Below are 14,372 nucleotides of genomic sequence, written 5' to 3' on the forward strand. Positions count from 1 at the left end.
GATTTGGCTCGACCAGACAACAGGGTTGCGCCTGCTGGCCTCATCGCTGGCAAGCCAGCTCCCACAGGGTGGGGGCGGCGTTCACGAATCCAATCAATCAAACCGTAATATCAACTCAGCATATTAGGCGGCCTTATCATAACGACAATGGCCGCCAACCATGCTTTTCACCCCGCATCGCCTTGCTCTTTGCGTCGCGCTCGCTAGCGCTTCGTTCGCTCCAACCCTGTTCGCCAAGGACTATTCGATCACCAGCGCCACCACCGACACGCTGGAGTTGAAAAAAGGCGACAACCTGTCCATTTCCGCCAAGGGCAGTATCGTTTCGAGCAAGGATGACGGGGTGATCCTGCCCAAGCACACCAGCGGCACCACGATGACCGTGGACAACGCCGGGATGATCCGCTCCACCAAGGACCGCGGTATCGATACCAAGGACGAGGGCGAGGATGTCAGTGCCTACGTGATCAACAACCGCGCCGGGGCGCTGATCCAGGGCGCCAACGACGGCCTGCGCTTCCAGACCAACCCCACCGCGGGCGGCACCCTGAAGATCTCCAACGCCGGGACCATCGAGTCCATCGGCGACGGCCAGGCCATCGACCTGGAAACCCTGAACAACGTCAAGTTCACCACCACCATTACCAACGAAGCCACCGGGGTGATCCATGCGGTGGGCAACGACGCGATCAAGACCGGCTCCAATGCCACGGTGATCAACCGCGGCCTGATCACCACCGACACCGCGCCCCAGGACAAGGACGGCAAGGACCAGAAGTTCGACGGCATCAAGATCGGCACCTCCACCGGGGTCACCGTGTACAACTACGGTACCGTCACGGCCGACCGCCACGGCATCGACCTGAAGACCGACGCGACCCTCTACAACTACGGCAGCGTTACCGGGCGCAACGGCTCGGGCTTCGGTTCGGATGGCTCCGGCACGGTGTTCAACTACGCCGGCGGGGTGATCACCGGGGCTATCGCCGACGGCAAGATCAACGGCGACGGCGATGGCGTGGATATCGACAACGTCGGCCATATCTACAACGAAGGCACCATCCAGGGCCTGGGCGCCAAGGGTGTCGACAGCGGCGGCCGGCCCAACGGCAGCGAAGGCATCGCCATGGGCGGCGGGACCATCGTCAACACCAGCACCGGCATCATCCGCAGCACCGATAACGGCATCCTGGTCGATGACGGTGCCGAAGGCCCGGGCGTGGAAAGCACCCGGATCACCAACGCCGGCCTGATCGAAGGCCACGGCGGTTTCGGCATCAAGCTGATCGGCCCGTACGATGACACGGTGATCAACAGCGGCCTGATCAGCGGCGGCAACGGCCTGGCCCTGAGCATGGGTGCCGGCAACGACACACTGATCGTCAACACCGGGGGCCGCTTCAAGGGCCTGGTGGACGGCGGCGACGGAATCGACACCCTGACCCTCGATGGCACCGGCAGCTTCGGCAACAGTGCCAACTTCGAGAAGCTGGTGGTCAGCGGCGGTAGCTGGACCCTGAGCAGCACCAACGATTTCAGCCAGGGCGGCACGGTCACCTCCGGCGCGACCCTGGTCAACCAGGGCAGCATCCTCGGCGCCATGACCGTGGACCAGGGCGGCGTGTATGCCGGTGGCGGTTCGGTGGGCGGCCTGACGGTCAACGGCAGCATGTTGACCAATACCGGGCTGGGCGTGGCCAAGGTCAATGGCGACCTGAGCTTTGGCAGCGGTTCGAGCCTGGTCTACGGCGTCAACGCCGATGGCAGCAGCGCGCCGATCAGCGTTACCGGCACCGCACATCTGAACGGCGCCACCCTGAATGTCGCGCCATCCTCGGGGGAATACCCGTGGAAGAGCCAATACACCGTGCTGACGGCCGGCGCCGTGGACGGCACCTTCGGCAAGGTCACCAGCGACTACGCCTTCCTCACCCCGACCCTGAGCTACAGCGCCACCTCGGTGGGCCTGACCTACACCCGCAACGACGTGGCCTTCGAGCAGTACACCCAGACCGGCAACGGTGCCGCCGCTGCCCGCTCCCTGGGCAGCCTGGGCAGCAACAGCCGCTTGTACAGCGCCTTGCTGAACACCTCGACCGGTACGGCCAGCAGCGCCATCGAGCAGCTTTCCGGCAGCAACACCGCCAACCTCGCTGCGGCGACCTTGAGCGGCAGCGCGCAGGTCGGCAGCACCATGCTCGGTGCCATGCAGTCCATGGGCAGCAATGCCGGTCTGCTGGTCGGCATGAATGAGCAGGACACCCCGATGCTGGCGGCCACTGGTGTGCCCCAGGGCCTACGCAACCTCAACGATCCGAACGCCCGCAGTCGCCTGTGGGTGCAGGCCCTGGGCAGCTACGGCAAGGTCGATGGCAGCCATGGCGGCAGCGAGCTGGAACAGCGTACCGGCGGTGGTGTGCTGGGCCTGGACTGGGCCGCCGGCAGCGACTGGCGTCTCGGTGTGCTGGGCGGCTATTCGAGCACCCGTCTCGACGCCACCGGCCTGGATGGCAAGGTCAACAGCTGGCACGCCGGTGTCTACGCCATGCGCCAGAGCGGCCCGCTGGCCTTGCGCCTGGGCGCTGCCTACAGCGCGCACAAGGGCGACAGCAAGCGCGACGCGAGCTTCGGCAGCTTCGACGAGCGCCTCAAGGGCGACTACGACGCCGACAGCCAGCAGGCCTTTGCCGAGCTGGGTTATGCCATGGGCAGCGGCCGCCTGAGTGCCGAGCCGTTCGCCAACCTGGGCTACCAGCGTTATCACCGCGATGGTTACCGCGAGAAGGGTGGTGACGCGGCCCTGGCGGTGGACAGCGATACCCAGGACAACGTCAGCAGCACCTTCGGCGTGCGCCTGGCCCACCTTGGCATGCTCGACAACGGCATGAGCCTGACCCCGCGGGCGAGCCTGGGCTGGCGCCATGTGTATGGCGATGTCGATACCCGCACCCGCCAGGCGTTCATTGCCGGGGGCGATGCCTTCAGTGTCGAGGGCAGCGCGCTGGACCGCGACAGCCTGGTGGTCGAGGCGGGGCTGGAACTGGGGGTGAGTGCGACCCAGTCGGTGGGGCTTGGCTACAACGGCGAACTGGGCAGCAACAGCCGTAACCATGCACTCGTGGGACAGTGGCAGATGAAGTTCTGATCCTGAGTTGCTGCTGAGGGCCTCATCGCTGGCAAGCCAGCTCCCACACAGACCCTGTGGGAGCTGGCTTGCCAGCGATGATCGTCCAGGCGACATCCTATTCCCCCGTGGAATACGCCCATGAAAACCTTGAATTGTATTTCCCCCTGAAAACCTCATAGCGTGATCGCCTCAACCAAGGAGATCGCGCCATGAGTCAGTTCCGCCTGTTCGTCGATGCCCGCTATGCCAGCCCCTACGCCATGTCGGTCTACGTGACCCTGCGGGAAAAGGGCCTGGAGTTCGAAACCGTGCTGGTCGATCTCGACCAGGGGCAGAACCAGTCTGGCGACTACAGCCGCCTCTCTCTTACTCAACGGGTACCGACCCTGATCCACGAGGGTTTCGCCCTGTCCGAGTCCTCGGCCATTACCGAATATCTGGAAGACCTGTATCCGCAGCATCCGGTCTATCCCCGCGACCCGGCCCAACGGGCCCGTGCCCGGCAGGTCCAGGCCTGGGTACGCAGCGACCTGATGCCGATCCGTGAGGAGCGCTCCACCGTGGTGGTGTTCTATGGCGTGAAGAACGGCCCGCTGTCGGCGGCGGGGCGGGTGGCCGCCGCCAAGCTGATCGCAGCGGTGCAGACGTTGTTGCCGGAAGGAGCGCAGTATTTGTGCGGAGAGTGGTCGATTGCCGATGTGGAACTGGCGGTGATGCTCAATCGACTGGTCCTCAATGGTGACAAGGTGCCGCAGCGCTTGCAGGACTACGCGGCGCGGCAGTGGCAGCGGGCTTCGGTGCGGGAGTGGGTCGAGAAGGTGCGGCCGGCCTTGTAACTGCGCTGCTGCTACTGGCCTCATCGCTGGCAACGCCAGCTCCCACAGGGTTAGCGGTGTACGCGGACTTTGTGGGAGCCGGCGTTCCCGGCGATGAGGCCCTCAAGACCTGATCATCTCCCGCACCCGCTCCGCCAGTGCCTCCAGGGCGAACGGCTTGGTCAGCACCTGCATCCCCGGCTCCAGTTGCCCTTCGCCGATCGCGGCGGTCTCGGCATAGCCGGTAATGAACAGCACCTTCAGGTCCGGCCTGACCACCCGCCCGGCATCGGCCATCTGCCGGCCATTCATGCCGCCGGGCAGACCGACATCGGTAATCAGCAGGTCGATATGCACGTCCGAGCGCAACACCTTGAGCCCCGACAGGCTGTCGCCGGCCTCGATCAGGCTGTAGTCGAGGTCGCCGAGCGCATCCATCAGCAGCATGCGCACGCTGGGCTCGTCGTCGACGATCAGAATGGTTTCCCCTGACTCGCTGGGTATCACGGCGCTGGCGTCGTCGGCGCGGCTGTCCTCATCGAGCGCGCCGTGATAACGCGGCAGCAGGATCTGCACCGTGGTGCCGCCGCTCGATTCCGAGCTGATGCGCACCTGGCCACCGGACTGCTTGGCGAAGCCGTAGATCATCGACAAGCCCAGCCCGGTGCCCTGGCCGATCGGCTTGGTGGTGAAGAAAGGATCGAAGGCCTTGGCGAGGATGTCCGGGGTCATGCCGATGCCGCTGTCGGCCACCGTTAGCAGTACATACTCGCCTTCGCTGATCTCCTGGGCCCGGGCGCCGTCGGCATCCAGGCTGATATTGGCGGTTTCGATGCGGATACGCCCGCCATCGGGCATGGCATCGCGGGCATTGATGCACAGGTTGAGCAAGGCGTTTTCCAGTTGGCTGGCATCCACCAGGGTTGGCCATAACCCGGGGGCGGCCAGAGTGTCGACGGCGATGCCGGGGCCCACGGTGCGCTGGATCAGCTCGCCCATGCCCTGCATCAGGCGGTTGACGTCCGTGGGCCGCGGGTCGAGGGTCTGGCGCCGGGAAAAGGCGAGCAGGCGATGGGTCAGGGCGGCGGCGCGCTTGACCGCACCCTGTGCGGTCTCCAGGTATTTGTCCAGCTCCTGGATACGGCCCTGGGCGATGCGCGCGGCCATCATTTCCAGGGCGCCGGACACCCCGGCCAGCAGGTTGTTGAAGTCATGGGCGATGCCGCCGGTGAGCTGGCCGACCGCTTCCATCTTCTGCGACTGGCGCAGCTTTTCTTCCGCCTGCATCAGTTCCAGGGTCCGGGCGGCGACCCGCTGCTCCAGGGTTTCATTGAGGCTGCGCAAGGCCGCGATGGCGCGGTCGCGCTCGGCTTCGACCGAGCGCCGTTCCTCGACGTCGATCACCACCCCCGGCAGGCTGGTGGGAGTGCCGCCTTCGTCACGATCGACCCGGCCATTGGCTTCGATCCAGTACCAGCAGCCATCGCTGCGCCGCACCCGGTATTGATGGGCATAGGGCTTGCCGCTGGCGATCACCGCGCCGATGGCCTCGGTCAGGCCGTTGCGGTCGTCCGGGTGCACCGACTGCAGCACCTGCTCCAGGGTCAGGCCCTCGGTGCCCCAGGCCGGGTCCAGTCCGCAGGCGCGGGCGAAGGCGTCGTCGATGGTGAACTGGCCGTTGCCCAGGTCCCAGTGCCAGGTCCCGATGATCGCGCCGGCGGCCAGGGCCAACTGGACCCTTTCGATGTTCTGTCGGGCCACGGCCTCGCTCAGGCGCAGGCGTTCCTCGGCATTGCGACGTTCGGTGACGTCGCTGAAGATGATCGCGATCAGGCGCTCGTCCGGCTCGCCGATCTTCACCGCGCGCACATCGAACCAGCGCTTGAACGCCTCGGCATAGTTCTCGAAAGTCGCCGGCTCGCCGGTTTTCGCGACGTGGCCATAGGTCTGGAACCAGAAGTCCTCCAGGTCCGGAGCGAACTCGGTGACCCACTTGCCGCGCAGGTCGACCCCCGCCTGGCGCTCGAAGGCCGGGTTGGCTTCGACGAACTGGTAGTCGATGGGACGGTCGGTGGCATCGAACTTGACCTTGACGATGGCAAAGGCCGATTCGACGGTTTCGAGGATGGTGCGGAAACGCTCTTCGCTCTTGCGCAGGGCGACCCTGGCGCTGTGCATGGCGGTGGTTTCAAGAGGCTGGTAATGGGCTGACGGCGGCTCGGGGTCGAGGCCCGCCATCTCCAGGGTCAGGCGCAAACGCAGGACTTCCGCCTCCAGCGCTTCACGGGTCAGGTGCTTCATGCTGTTCCACCGCAGGTTCTTTTCGTTCGTTGTTGCCAGGGGCAGCCGGTTTGGAGTGGCGGGCCTGTCGATACGTTCCGCCTCGACCTGGAGAAACCTTAGCCTGCCGGCTGCACGGATGTTCTAGCACAGGCGTACTGGCAAATGAATATTGCTCAGTGCACTGAGCATTGACCGCGACCGCTCGCGCAGACGGCGATCCTTGCTAGATTCACAGGCGTCAGGCCCATTGCCAAGGAAGTGTCCATGTCGAATTCGTTCCCTCCCCGTGACTGGCGTCGCTGGCTGCCAGGCTTGCAGTTGTTGCGGGGCTATGTGCCGGTCTGGTTGCCCAGGGACCTGTTGGCCGGCCTGGTCCTGACCGCCATGCTGGTGCCGGTGGGTATCGCCTATGCCCAGGCCTCCGGGGTGCCGGGCATCTACGGTCTGTACGCGACCATCGTGCCGCTGCTGGCCTATGCGCTGTTCGGTCCCAGCCGGATCCTGGTGCTCGGTCCGGACTCGGCGCTGGTGGCGATCATCCTGGCCGTGGTGCTGCCTTTGTCAGCAGGCGATCCGCTCAAGGCAATCACCCTGGCCAGCGCCATGGCTCTGGTCTCCGGGCTGGTCTGCCTGGGCGCCGGGGTGCTGCGCCTGGGTTTTATCACCGAGTTGCTGTCCAAGCCGATCCGCTACGGCTACATGAACGGCATCGCCCTGACCGTGCTGATCAGCCAGACGCCGAAGCTGTTCGGTATCAGCCTCGACAGCGAAGGCCCGGGGCAGGACATCTGGCACCTGTTCCAGGCCCTGTTCGAGGGCAAGGCCAACGGCTATGCCCTGGCCATCGGCGCCGGCAGCCTGGCGATCATCCTGTTGCTCAAACGCTTCGAGCGGGTGCCGGGGATCCTGATCGCGGTGGTGCTTGCCACGCTCGCTGCGTGGCTGTTCGACCTGGAGGCCGGGCATGGGGTCAAGGTCACCGGTTCGTTGCCCCAGGGCTTGCCGGCTTTCGTCTTTCCGCTGATCGATGCCGTCGACATCCAGGCCGTGCTGGTCGGCGGTTTTGCCGTGGCCTTGGTGTCGTTCGCCGATACCAGCGTGCTGTCGCGGACCTATGCGGCGAAAACCCGGACCCCGGTGGATGCCAACCAGGAAATGATCGGCCTGGGCATGGCCAACCTCGCTACCGGGCTGTTCCAGGGCATTCCGGTCAGCAGCAGTTCGTCGCGCACCCCGGTGGCCGAGGCGGCGGGCGCCCGGACCCAGTTGGCCGGGGTGTTCGGTGCGCTGGGGGTGGCACTGTTGCTGCTGTTCGGTCCCGATCTGCTCCGGCACCTGCCCAGCAGCGCCCTGGCCGCCGTGGTTATCGCCGCGGCCATCGGCCTGTTCGAGTTCAAGGACCTGCGGCGCATCTACCGCATCCAGCAGTGGGAGTTCTGGTTGTCGATGACCTGCTTCGTCGGCGTGGTGGTGCTCGGGGCGGTGCCGGGGATCGGGCTGGCGGTGGTGATTGCGGTGATCGAATTTCTCTGGGATGGCTGGCGCCCGCATTACGCGGTGCTCGGGCGGGTGGCGGGGATTCGCGGTTATCACGATATCAGCCGCTATCCCGATGCCCGCCGGGTGCCGGGGCTGGTGCTGTTCCGCTGGGATGCACCGCTGTTCTTCGCCAATGCCGAGCTGTTCCAGAACTGCGTGCTGCAGGCGGTGGCACAGGCGCCGGACAAGGTGCGGCGGATCGTGATTGCGGCGGAGCCGGTGACCAGCGTGGACGTGACCTCGGCGGACATGTTGGTCGAGCTGGAGCAGATCCTGCGTGGGCAGGGGGTCGAACTGCGCTTCGCCGAGGTGAAGGACCCGGTGAAGGACAAGCTGGAGCGCCTGGAGGTGCTGGCGCGGATTGGCCGGGAAGTGTTCCAGCCGACGGTGGGGGCGGCGGTGGATGTGTATCTGGAGGAACACCAGGTCGACTGGACGCCTTGATCACTCTAGCTGCGGGACCACCGCGATCTTGCCTTCAATTTTGCGGTTGACGCACCGGTGCCTGGATTGGTTCCAGGAAAACCGCGAGCGACACTCGGCGTCATGCAGTTGAACCCGCGCCTGGCGAGCGGACTTCACCGCACAGAGCGAGGAGTGCGACGATGAACGCGATCAATGAGTCGGTGTGGTTGGCGAGTGTGCGGAGGTTAGTTGATGGACGCCTGGTTCTACAGTCCGGACAGTGTCTGCGCTCGCGTGTGTTTTGTTTGGTTGCTATTCACTTCCAATAGTTGAGGGTTGTAATAGGTGTATAGCTTTCTCCGTAAAGTTGTACAGATCGTGCGCTCGGGTATAACTTTATTTCCACCGGTCAGAATCGGAGAATATTTGCGCGATAACTTTCCAGGCTGACAGGAAGAGGGACTAAGGTGTCGTCTGACTAAACGTTTCCGGAGAGCAGCGATGAGAATTCGCGGAGAAGTATTCTGGTCATGGGCAGACGCCAGCCTGCACCACCGCTCCTACGATGAAATACTCGCCGATGGCAGCAGTATCGATGTGCAGGTCAGGCTATCGCGGACTGGCAGCACACAGTTGTTCATTGGCCTCTACGCTGACGATGGTCGGGCCCTGCACGAGGAGGCTTTCGATTCACGGCCTGGAGAATCCATGTCCAAGGCCCTGGCCCTGGGCGTCGTGCAAGCCAGGCGCCAGGCATCGCGGCTGGTCCGCGACGGCAGGGGTGTGAATGTCGGAATGAAAGGGTGAGTGGAGAGCCTGGCCTGCCGCAGGACTCTCCTTGCAGCGCTCAATACGCCATGATTTCAAGGGCCTATGATGCGGATATCGGATATCCCCAGTTCCTGTACCGCCCGCAGGTGCTTCTCCTTCGATAACTGGCCGAGGCTACGCGGAGTGATCACCTGGTTGAACGGTAGATGCAGGCGCAGCAGGGCCACCACCGCATCGTCCAACGACAGGGCATTCCTCGGCGTCTCGCAGCACCAGGTCCGCTGTACACCCTTGAGTGAATATTCGATCTGGAACCTCATGGTTTCCACCCTCTCGTTTCAATCCGCTATCTGGCTGGCATCGGAAGACTGCTTCGGATCCGCGGGTGGCGGCTGGAAGGCCGGTCCGTCGCCCGCCAGTCGCCAGCGCACGTTTTCGAGGCCGTAGCGCTCCGCCATCGGCTTGCTGACTTTCTTGACCTTCTGCTGGCCGAAGCGTGGAATGATGCCTATTCCTGCATCGCAACTTGCCCAATGCCAGGCCTCGGCGTTATCCATGCGTTCCAGCCTGATGATGAAAGTGCGATGTTCGCCGCGCAGTTCATAGTCGATTACATAGAGTTGTGGTCCCTTCATGGCGATCTCCTTCATCAGATACCGGATGAATGGAGAGTGGCCGCTCGGAAAAATTCAATTCAATTGAATGAATGGAAAATGTCGTAGTTTATTTACATTCTTTACATATTGACGTGGATCAACATGAGACGGTTGGCAAGGCAACTTGGCTGCGCATTGCTGCCCAGGTCTGCTCGTCCGCCGGGATCAGGTGTTCAATGCGCAGCGACGCCACGCTGATGTCCAGGGGCATGCCGAAGGTGGTGAAGGTGGAAAGGAATGTCAGCTCGCCATCCGCCGTGCGCACGCGGGTCAGGATCAATGGCGAAGGCTCGTCGTCCTGCGGCAGGGCTTCGGGTGTCGGCAGATCCTGCAGGCGCCGGGCGAGGCCGGGATTGCCCAGGGCTTCGCGGTTCGCCCGCTGCCAGGTGAGCGCACGGATCTGTGCGGCATTGACCAGATGGTCGCCGAGGCCACCGGGACGTAGCAGCGTCTCCAGCAGGTTGAGGCCTTGCGTGCCGGTCACCGGCTCTCCGGCCATGGCCACCAGGCGCAGGGCGCCGGCGTTGGTCGCGATGATGTTCCAGTCACTATCCAGGGCTATCGCCGGGGCCGGATCCTGGGCGTGGAGCAGGTGCTCGATGGCGCGGTGGATCATCTCCAGCGCCGGAGTATCCAGAGCCGAGGCCTGGTATCGCGGCGCGTAGCCGGCAGCGAGAAACACCTCGTTGCACTGCTCCAGCGGTACATCCAGCGCCGACAGCAGGGCATGCAGGGTACCGGGTCCGGCCTTGGCGCGGCCGGTCTCGATGCAACTGAGGTGGCGCTGGGAAATGCCGCAGGCCAGGGACAGGCCGAGCTGGCTCAGCCCGGCTTGCCGGCGCAACTGGCGCAGATGCTGGCCGGCATGGGTGGCCGGGTTAAGGGTATGAAAAGGGCGTGGGCTCATGGCGCGACTGTGACGGTCCTTGTGCGGGGCGTCCATGACCTGGGAGGTCATTGAGGGACGGCTCACCCTATCACTACATTGACGGCATTCCCAATCAGGAGGGCTGGAGATGGCTGTTCGTATCGGGGCGTTCGCCCTGTTCATCGTGCTTGCGCTGTACACCACCTGGACCATGGCGATCGCCGAGCAATCGTTGCTGGCGTTCGGCATGCAGCTGCTGTCGCGGCCGGATACTGCGCAGGTGGTGATCGATCTGTACCTGATGGCGGGGCTGGCCGGGGCGTGGATGGTCAGGGACGTGCGCTTGCGCGGCGGCCGCCGGTGGAGTGCCGTGCCCTGGCTGGTGCTGACGGCGGTGTTCGTGTCGTTGGGGCCGTTGTTGTATATCGCAGTGCGGGGGTTGCGTCGGGAGGGTTAGCCTGGCGGTGGTGTGGACAGGCTTCTACGCTGTGAGCGGCATTGGCCTTATTGGAGTTTTCAGCATGAAATCAGCACTTCTGTTCTCCCTCTTCCTTGCGTGCGGTGTCAATGGTTCGGTGCAGGCCAAGGACACCGTGACCCAGGTGCCGGTGCACTTCGCCAAGGGGGCGTCGAGTGCGGAACTCAAGGGGCGCTTCAGTGGTTATGACAGCGTCCGTTACACCCTCGGCGCCAAGGCCGGGCAGAGCATGACGGTGCGGATCCAGGGCAGTCGCAATGCCAACTTCAATGTCTTCGCGCCCGGGGCGTCGACGGCCCTGGGTGGCGGGAGTGTCGGCAGTGACTGGAGTGCGGTGTTGCCGGACTCGGGGGAGTACCGGATCGAGGTGTACCAGATGCGGGCCTCGGCGCGGCGGGGGGAGAAGGTCGAGTACAGCATCGAGTTCGGGGTGAAGTGATCGATATGTCGACACGGACTCTGTGGGGGGGCACCCGTGATTGCAATAGTGGCCGCACCACCGCAATCGCTGGCAAGCCAGCTCCCACAGTGACCGCGTCGTGCCCGGATCTGATGATCGACTCAGGACCTTGTGGGAGCTGGCTTGCCAGCGATTGCGATGGAGGACTCACCACCGTCGCGAGTACGACAGTTAACGCCTCTCCCACTCCGCAGCCCGCTCAAACGCATACGCCGCCCGATAAATCTGCCCCTCGGCAAAATACCGGCCCACCAACTGCATCCCCACCGGCAACCCACCCCGACAAGCACAGGGAATCGACATCGCCGGATGCCCGGTGGCGTCGAAGCCGCAGGTGTTGCCCAGCATCTCGAAGGCCCGGTCGAGCACCTCCGGCATGGGCGCATCGGCAGCCGGCAGGGGCGTCGCACGCAGTGGCAGGGTCGGCATCAGCAGCAGGTCGTAGTCCTCGAACAGCCCGTCATAGGCCAGGCGCAGTTGCCGGGCGAGGTTCTGCGCCTTGCCGTAGTAGCGGCCGCCGTAGTTGCGGTTGACGTACTCGCCCAGCAGCAGGGTGACCTTGACCGTGTCCGGCAATTGGTCGGCGCGTTCGCGCCAGCGCGCGTGGTGCTCCATCATCCCGGTGAGGTACAGCCCGCGCCAGTTGAGGCCATGGCTGTCGCCCTTCATCATCTGCCCGGTAGCACCCTCGGCGGCGATCGCCAGCCAGATGGCAGGACCCAGGCCATGCATCGGCAACGACACGTCCGCAACCGTAGCTCCCAACTCACGGAACACCTCGGCCGCCGCACGTACTGCGTCATCCACCTCAGCCTCGGAATTGGCCTGCCCGAAACCCTCGCGCAGAACGCCGATGCGCATGCCCGCGACACCCTGCTCCAGGTCTTGCAGATAACGCCGCTCCGAAGGCACCGCAACTTGCCTCGGGTCCAGCCCGTCCGGGCCGGCCAAGACTTCGAGCAGCAGCGCATTGTCACGCACGTTGGCGGTGATCGGGCCGAGGTGGTCGAGGGTCGCTTCGATCGGCATCGCTCCGGTGTAGGGCACCAGGCCATGGGTCGGTTTCATCCCGTACACGCCGCAGTACGCCGAAGGAATGCGCACCGAGCCGCCCTGGTCGCTGCCCAGGGCCATTTCCACTTCGCCGGCCGCCACCAGCGCCGCCGATCCGGACGAAGAGCCGCCGGCGGAATAGCCATGCCGCCGGGGGTTGTGCACCGGCCCGCTGGCCGAGGTATGCGAGCCACCAGAGAAGCACAGCGCTTCGCAGACGGACTTGCCGGTGATGGTCGCGCCGGCATCGAGCAGGCGGCTGACCACCGTGGCGTCCACCTCCGGGACATAACCGTCGAGGGTGACGCTGCCGTTGAACATCGGTAGCCCGGCGACGGCGATGTTGTCCTTGATCACCACCCGCTTGCCCGCCAGCGGGCCGTTCGCGGCGCCCTGGATCAGCGACTTGCATTGCCAGGCACCGAGGGCATTTTCAGCGGCTTCCGGCCTGTGTACCGGGCCACGGGGATAACGCACCTCGGGGAGGAAGTCGGGCAGTTCGTCGAGCAGGTCATAGGCATCGAAGTTGGCCTGCAACGCGCTCTGGCAGGCATCCAGTTGTGCAGCGCTCAAGGTCAGGCCGAGGCTCTCGGCGATCTGGCCCAGTTCGTTGAAGTCGGGTCTGCGTAGGGTCATCTTGAAGTGTCCTCGGGAAAGTGGCTGTTGGTCAGGCCGGGAGCAGGTAGCCGCCGAAGAGATCGACCACTACCGTACCGGCGTCGGCGGCATCGCCCCACAACTCCTGGGTAGTGAACTGAACGTGGTAGGTCGGCTCCGGCGCGCTGTCCAGGCCATGCCCGACCGCATCGGGGAAGGGCCAGGCATGGGTGGTGCGGTGCAGCACTACGCCGCGCTTGCCGCGCACGTACCCCGGCATACGGATATGCCCGTCGACGAATTCGTCGCGCACTTGCACCTGCTCACCGACCTCGAACGGTTTGCGCGGCGGGTTCGCTGCCCGCCCCGGACCGATCGGCAAGGCGAGGGGATAGCTGCCACCGGCCAGTTGCGCCAGGCGCTCCTGGCTCAGCAGGCCTTTTTCGACGAACAGCGAGGCAGTGCCCACCACGATCCGGTCGTAGTAGCTGGAGGTCAGGTACTGCCGGGGCTCCATGCGTTCGATCGCATGGCGCAGTTCGTCGACATTGAACAGGCCCAGTTCCCCCGCACCGAGAAACAGCAGGCTGTAGCCCAGGTGTTCCCAGTCTTCGTGGAACACCGGCTTGTAGCTCAGGGAGTTGGCCGTGTGCGCGACCGGCCCGAAACCTTGCAGGCCGCCAAGATCATGAATGCCGTCCATCACGCGCGCCCTCCGCTGACTTCGGGGCGGGCGATGCCGATCAGCACGTCCTTGGTCACCAGCGCGACAAGGGCTTCTTCGCTCCAGCCTTCGGTGCCCTCGGGGCGCACCGGCAGGACCATGTAGCGGGTTTCGGCGGTGGTGTCCCAGACCCGGATCGCCACGTCCTCGGGCAGGTCGAGACCCATTTCCCGCAGCACCGTGCGGGCCTCGCGCACCACCCGGGCGCGGTATTCGAAGCTCTTGTACCAATCGGGTGGCAGGCCGAGCACCGGCCAGGCGGTGCACGAGCACAGGGTGCAGACGATGACGTTCTGCAGGGTCGGGGTGTTTTCCAGGGCGACGATGTATTCGCCCTGCACGCCGGTGTAGCCGAACTGCTCGCAGGCGGCGGTGCCGTCGCGCAGCAGCAGTTCGCGGTAGGCCGGGTCGACCCAGGCCCGGGCCACCACGCGGGCGCCATTGGCCGGGTCGAAGTCGGTTTCCATGACCTCGGTGAAGTGTTCGATATAGCCGTCCGGGATCACCCCTTTTTCGGCCAGGGCGTGCTTGAGGGCGAAGGCGCGTTCGGCGGCGGAGCCCGCCGGGGCATGCTTGTGGTCCATGTCGTTCTCCTC

Annotated in this window: 13 protein-coding genes; 6 read left to right on the top strand and 7 right to left on the bottom strand. The window is 64.8% G+C overall.

Going from position 1 to position 14,372, the window contains the following annotated elements:
* The first annotated feature begins 160 nt into the window (after positions 1-160).
* The gene (locus AC2CQI_RS01960; protein WP_484578963.1) at positions 161-3,145 is read left to right on the top strand and encodes an autotransporter outer membrane beta-barrel domain-containing protein; all 2,985 of its coding nucleotides are present in this window, start codon (positions 161-163) and stop codon (positions 3,143-3,145) included.
* A 191-nt stretch (positions 3,146-3,336) separates the two neighbouring features.
* The gene (yfcF, locus tag AC2CQI_RS01965; protein ID WP_484578964.1) at positions 3,337-3,963 is read left to right on the top strand and encodes a glutathione transferase; all 627 of its coding nucleotides are present in this window, start codon (positions 3,337-3,339) and stop codon (positions 3,961-3,963) included.
* A gap of 102 nt (positions 3,964-4,065) precedes the next feature.
* On the opposite strand, the gene AC2CQI_RS01970 is transcribed toward yfcF, so the two are convergent.
* Positions 4,066-6,120, bottom strand: coding sequence for an ATP-binding protein (locus tag AC2CQI_RS01970; RefSeq protein ID WP_484580569.1), 2,055 nt, complete (start codon positions 6,118-6,120; stop codon positions 4,066-4,068).
* Positions 6,121-6,489: 369 nt separating this feature from the next.
* Here AC2CQI_RS01970 and AC2CQI_RS01975 point away from each other — a divergent pair, with 369 nt between their 5' ends.
* Complete coding sequence (locus AC2CQI_RS01975; RefSeq protein ID WP_484578965.1) at positions 6,490-8,208, top strand: SulP family inorganic anion transporter; 1,719 nt, start codon at positions 6,490-6,492, stop codon at positions 8,206-8,208.
* Between the two features lie 462 nt (positions 8,209-8,670).
* Positions 8,671-8,976 (top strand): hypothetical protein, encoded by a 306-nt coding sequence (locus tag AC2CQI_RS01980; protein WP_075805411.1) that lies wholly within the window; start codon positions 8,671-8,673, stop codon positions 8,974-8,976.
* A gap of 56 nt (positions 8,977-9,032) precedes the next feature.
* On the opposite strand, the gene AC2CQI_RS01985 is transcribed toward AC2CQI_RS01980, so the two are convergent.
* The 3 genes from AC2CQI_RS01985 to AC2CQI_RS01995 all read right to left on the bottom strand — a co-directional run bounded on the left by AC2CQI_RS01985 (position 9,033) and on the right by AC2CQI_RS01995 (position 10,503).
* On the bottom strand, positions 9,033-9,260 hold the full coding sequence (locus AC2CQI_RS01985; RefSeq protein ID WP_075805607.1) for a hypothetical protein: 228 nt from the start codon (positions 9,258-9,260) through the stop codon (positions 9,033-9,035).
* An 18-nt stretch (positions 9,261-9,278) separates the two neighbouring features.
* The gene (locus AC2CQI_RS01990; RefSeq protein WP_075805412.1) at positions 9,279-9,575 is read right to left on the bottom strand and encodes a DUF6555 family protein; all 297 of its coding nucleotides are present in this window, start codon (positions 9,573-9,575) and stop codon (positions 9,279-9,281) included.
* Between the two features lie 118 nt (positions 9,576-9,693).
* Complete coding sequence (locus AC2CQI_RS01995) at positions 9,694-10,503, bottom strand: helix-turn-helix domain-containing protein (protein WP_484580570.1); 810 nt, start codon at positions 10,501-10,503, stop codon at positions 9,694-9,696.
* A gap of 109 nt (positions 10,504-10,612) precedes the next feature.
* On the opposite strand from AC2CQI_RS01995, the gene AC2CQI_RS02000 reads away from it, so the two are divergent.
* Entirely contained in the window at positions 10,613-10,921 is a 309-nt protein-coding gene (locus tag AC2CQI_RS02000; RefSeq protein WP_484578966.1) for an ABA4-like family protein, read from the top strand.
* 64 nt (positions 10,922-10,985) lie between these two features.
* Entirely contained in the window at positions 10,986-11,381 is a 396-nt protein-coding gene (locus AC2CQI_RS02005; RefSeq protein WP_484578967.1) for a hypothetical protein, read from the top strand.
* Between the two features lie 192 nt (positions 11,382-11,573).
* Here AC2CQI_RS02005 and AC2CQI_RS02010 read toward each other — a convergent pair whose 3' ends face one another.
* From AC2CQI_RS02010 to nthA, 3 genes are read right to left on the bottom strand one after another with little or no spacing between them, the layout of a single operon-like run.
* On the bottom strand, positions 11,574-13,091 hold the full coding sequence (locus tag AC2CQI_RS02010; protein WP_484578968.1) for an amidase: 1,518 nt from the start codon (positions 13,089-13,091) through the stop codon (positions 11,574-11,576).
* Positions 13,092-13,122: 31 nt separating this feature from the next.
* On the bottom strand, positions 13,123-13,755 hold the full coding sequence (gene nthB / locus AC2CQI_RS02015; RefSeq protein WP_484578969.1) for a nitrile hydratase subunit beta: 633 nt from the start codon (positions 13,753-13,755) through the stop codon (positions 13,123-13,125).
* Positions 13,755-14,360: a nitrile hydratase subunit alpha gene (nthA, locus tag AC2CQI_RS02020; protein ID WP_484578970.1), complete on the bottom strand. Its 606-nt coding sequence runs from the start codon at positions 14,358-14,360 to the stop codon at positions 13,755-13,757. Before nthA ends, nthB begins: the two co-directional genes overlap by 1 nt.
* Positions 14,361-14,372 lie beyond the last annotated feature (12 nt).

Source organism: Pseudomonas sp. P2S-1, assembly GCF_057197725.1.

What these genes read in the sequence shown, in the direction of transcription:
- AC2CQI_RS01960 (WP_484578963.1), top strand. Translation starts at nt 161, where the DNA reads ATGCTTTTCACCCCGCATCGCCTTGCTCTTTGCGTCGCGCTCGCTAGC.
- yfcF (WP_484578964.1), top strand. Translation starts at nt 3,337, where the DNA reads ATGAGTCAGTTCCGCCTGTTCGTCGATGCCCGCTATGCCAGCCCCTAC.
- AC2CQI_RS01970 (WP_484580569.1), bottom strand. Translation starts at nt 6,120, where the DNA reads ATGCACAGCGCCAGGGTCGCCCTGCGCAAGAGCGAAGAGCGTTTCCGC.
- AC2CQI_RS01975 (WP_484578965.1), top strand. Translation starts at nt 6,490, where the DNA reads ATGTCGAATTCGTTCCCTCCCCGTGACTGGCGTCGCTGGCTGCCAGGC.
- AC2CQI_RS01980 (WP_075805411.1), top strand. Translation starts at nt 8,671, where the DNA reads ATGAGAATTCGCGGAGAAGTATTCTGGTCATGGGCAGACGCCAGCCTG.
- AC2CQI_RS01985 (WP_075805607.1), bottom strand. Translation starts at nt 9,260, where the DNA reads ATGAGGTTCCAGATCGAATATTCACTCAAGGGTGTACAGCGGACCTGG.
- AC2CQI_RS01990 (WP_075805412.1), bottom strand. Translation starts at nt 9,575, where the DNA reads ATGAAGGGACCACAACTCTATGTAATCGACTATGAACTGCGCGGCGAA.
- AC2CQI_RS01995 (WP_484580570.1), bottom strand. Translation starts at nt 10,503, where the DNA reads ATGAGCCCACGCCCTTTTCATACCCTTAACCCGGCCACCCATGCCGGC.
- AC2CQI_RS02000 (WP_484578966.1), top strand. Translation starts at nt 10,613, where the DNA reads ATGGCTGTTCGTATCGGGGCGTTCGCCCTGTTCATCGTGCTTGCGCTG.
- AC2CQI_RS02005 (WP_484578967.1), top strand. Translation starts at nt 10,986, where the DNA reads ATGAAATCAGCACTTCTGTTCTCCCTCTTCCTTGCGTGCGGTGTCAAT.
- AC2CQI_RS02010 (WP_484578968.1), bottom strand. Translation starts at nt 13,091, where the DNA reads ATGACCCTACGCAGACCCGACTTCAACGAACTGGGCCAGATCGCCGAG.
- nthB (WP_484578969.1), bottom strand. Translation starts at nt 13,755, where the DNA reads ATGGACGGCATTCATGATCTTGGCGGCCTGCAAGGTTTCGGGCCGGTC.
- nthA (WP_484578970.1), bottom strand. Translation starts at nt 14,360, where the DNA reads ATGGACCACAAGCATGCCCCGGCGGGCTCCGCCGCCGAACGCGCCTTC.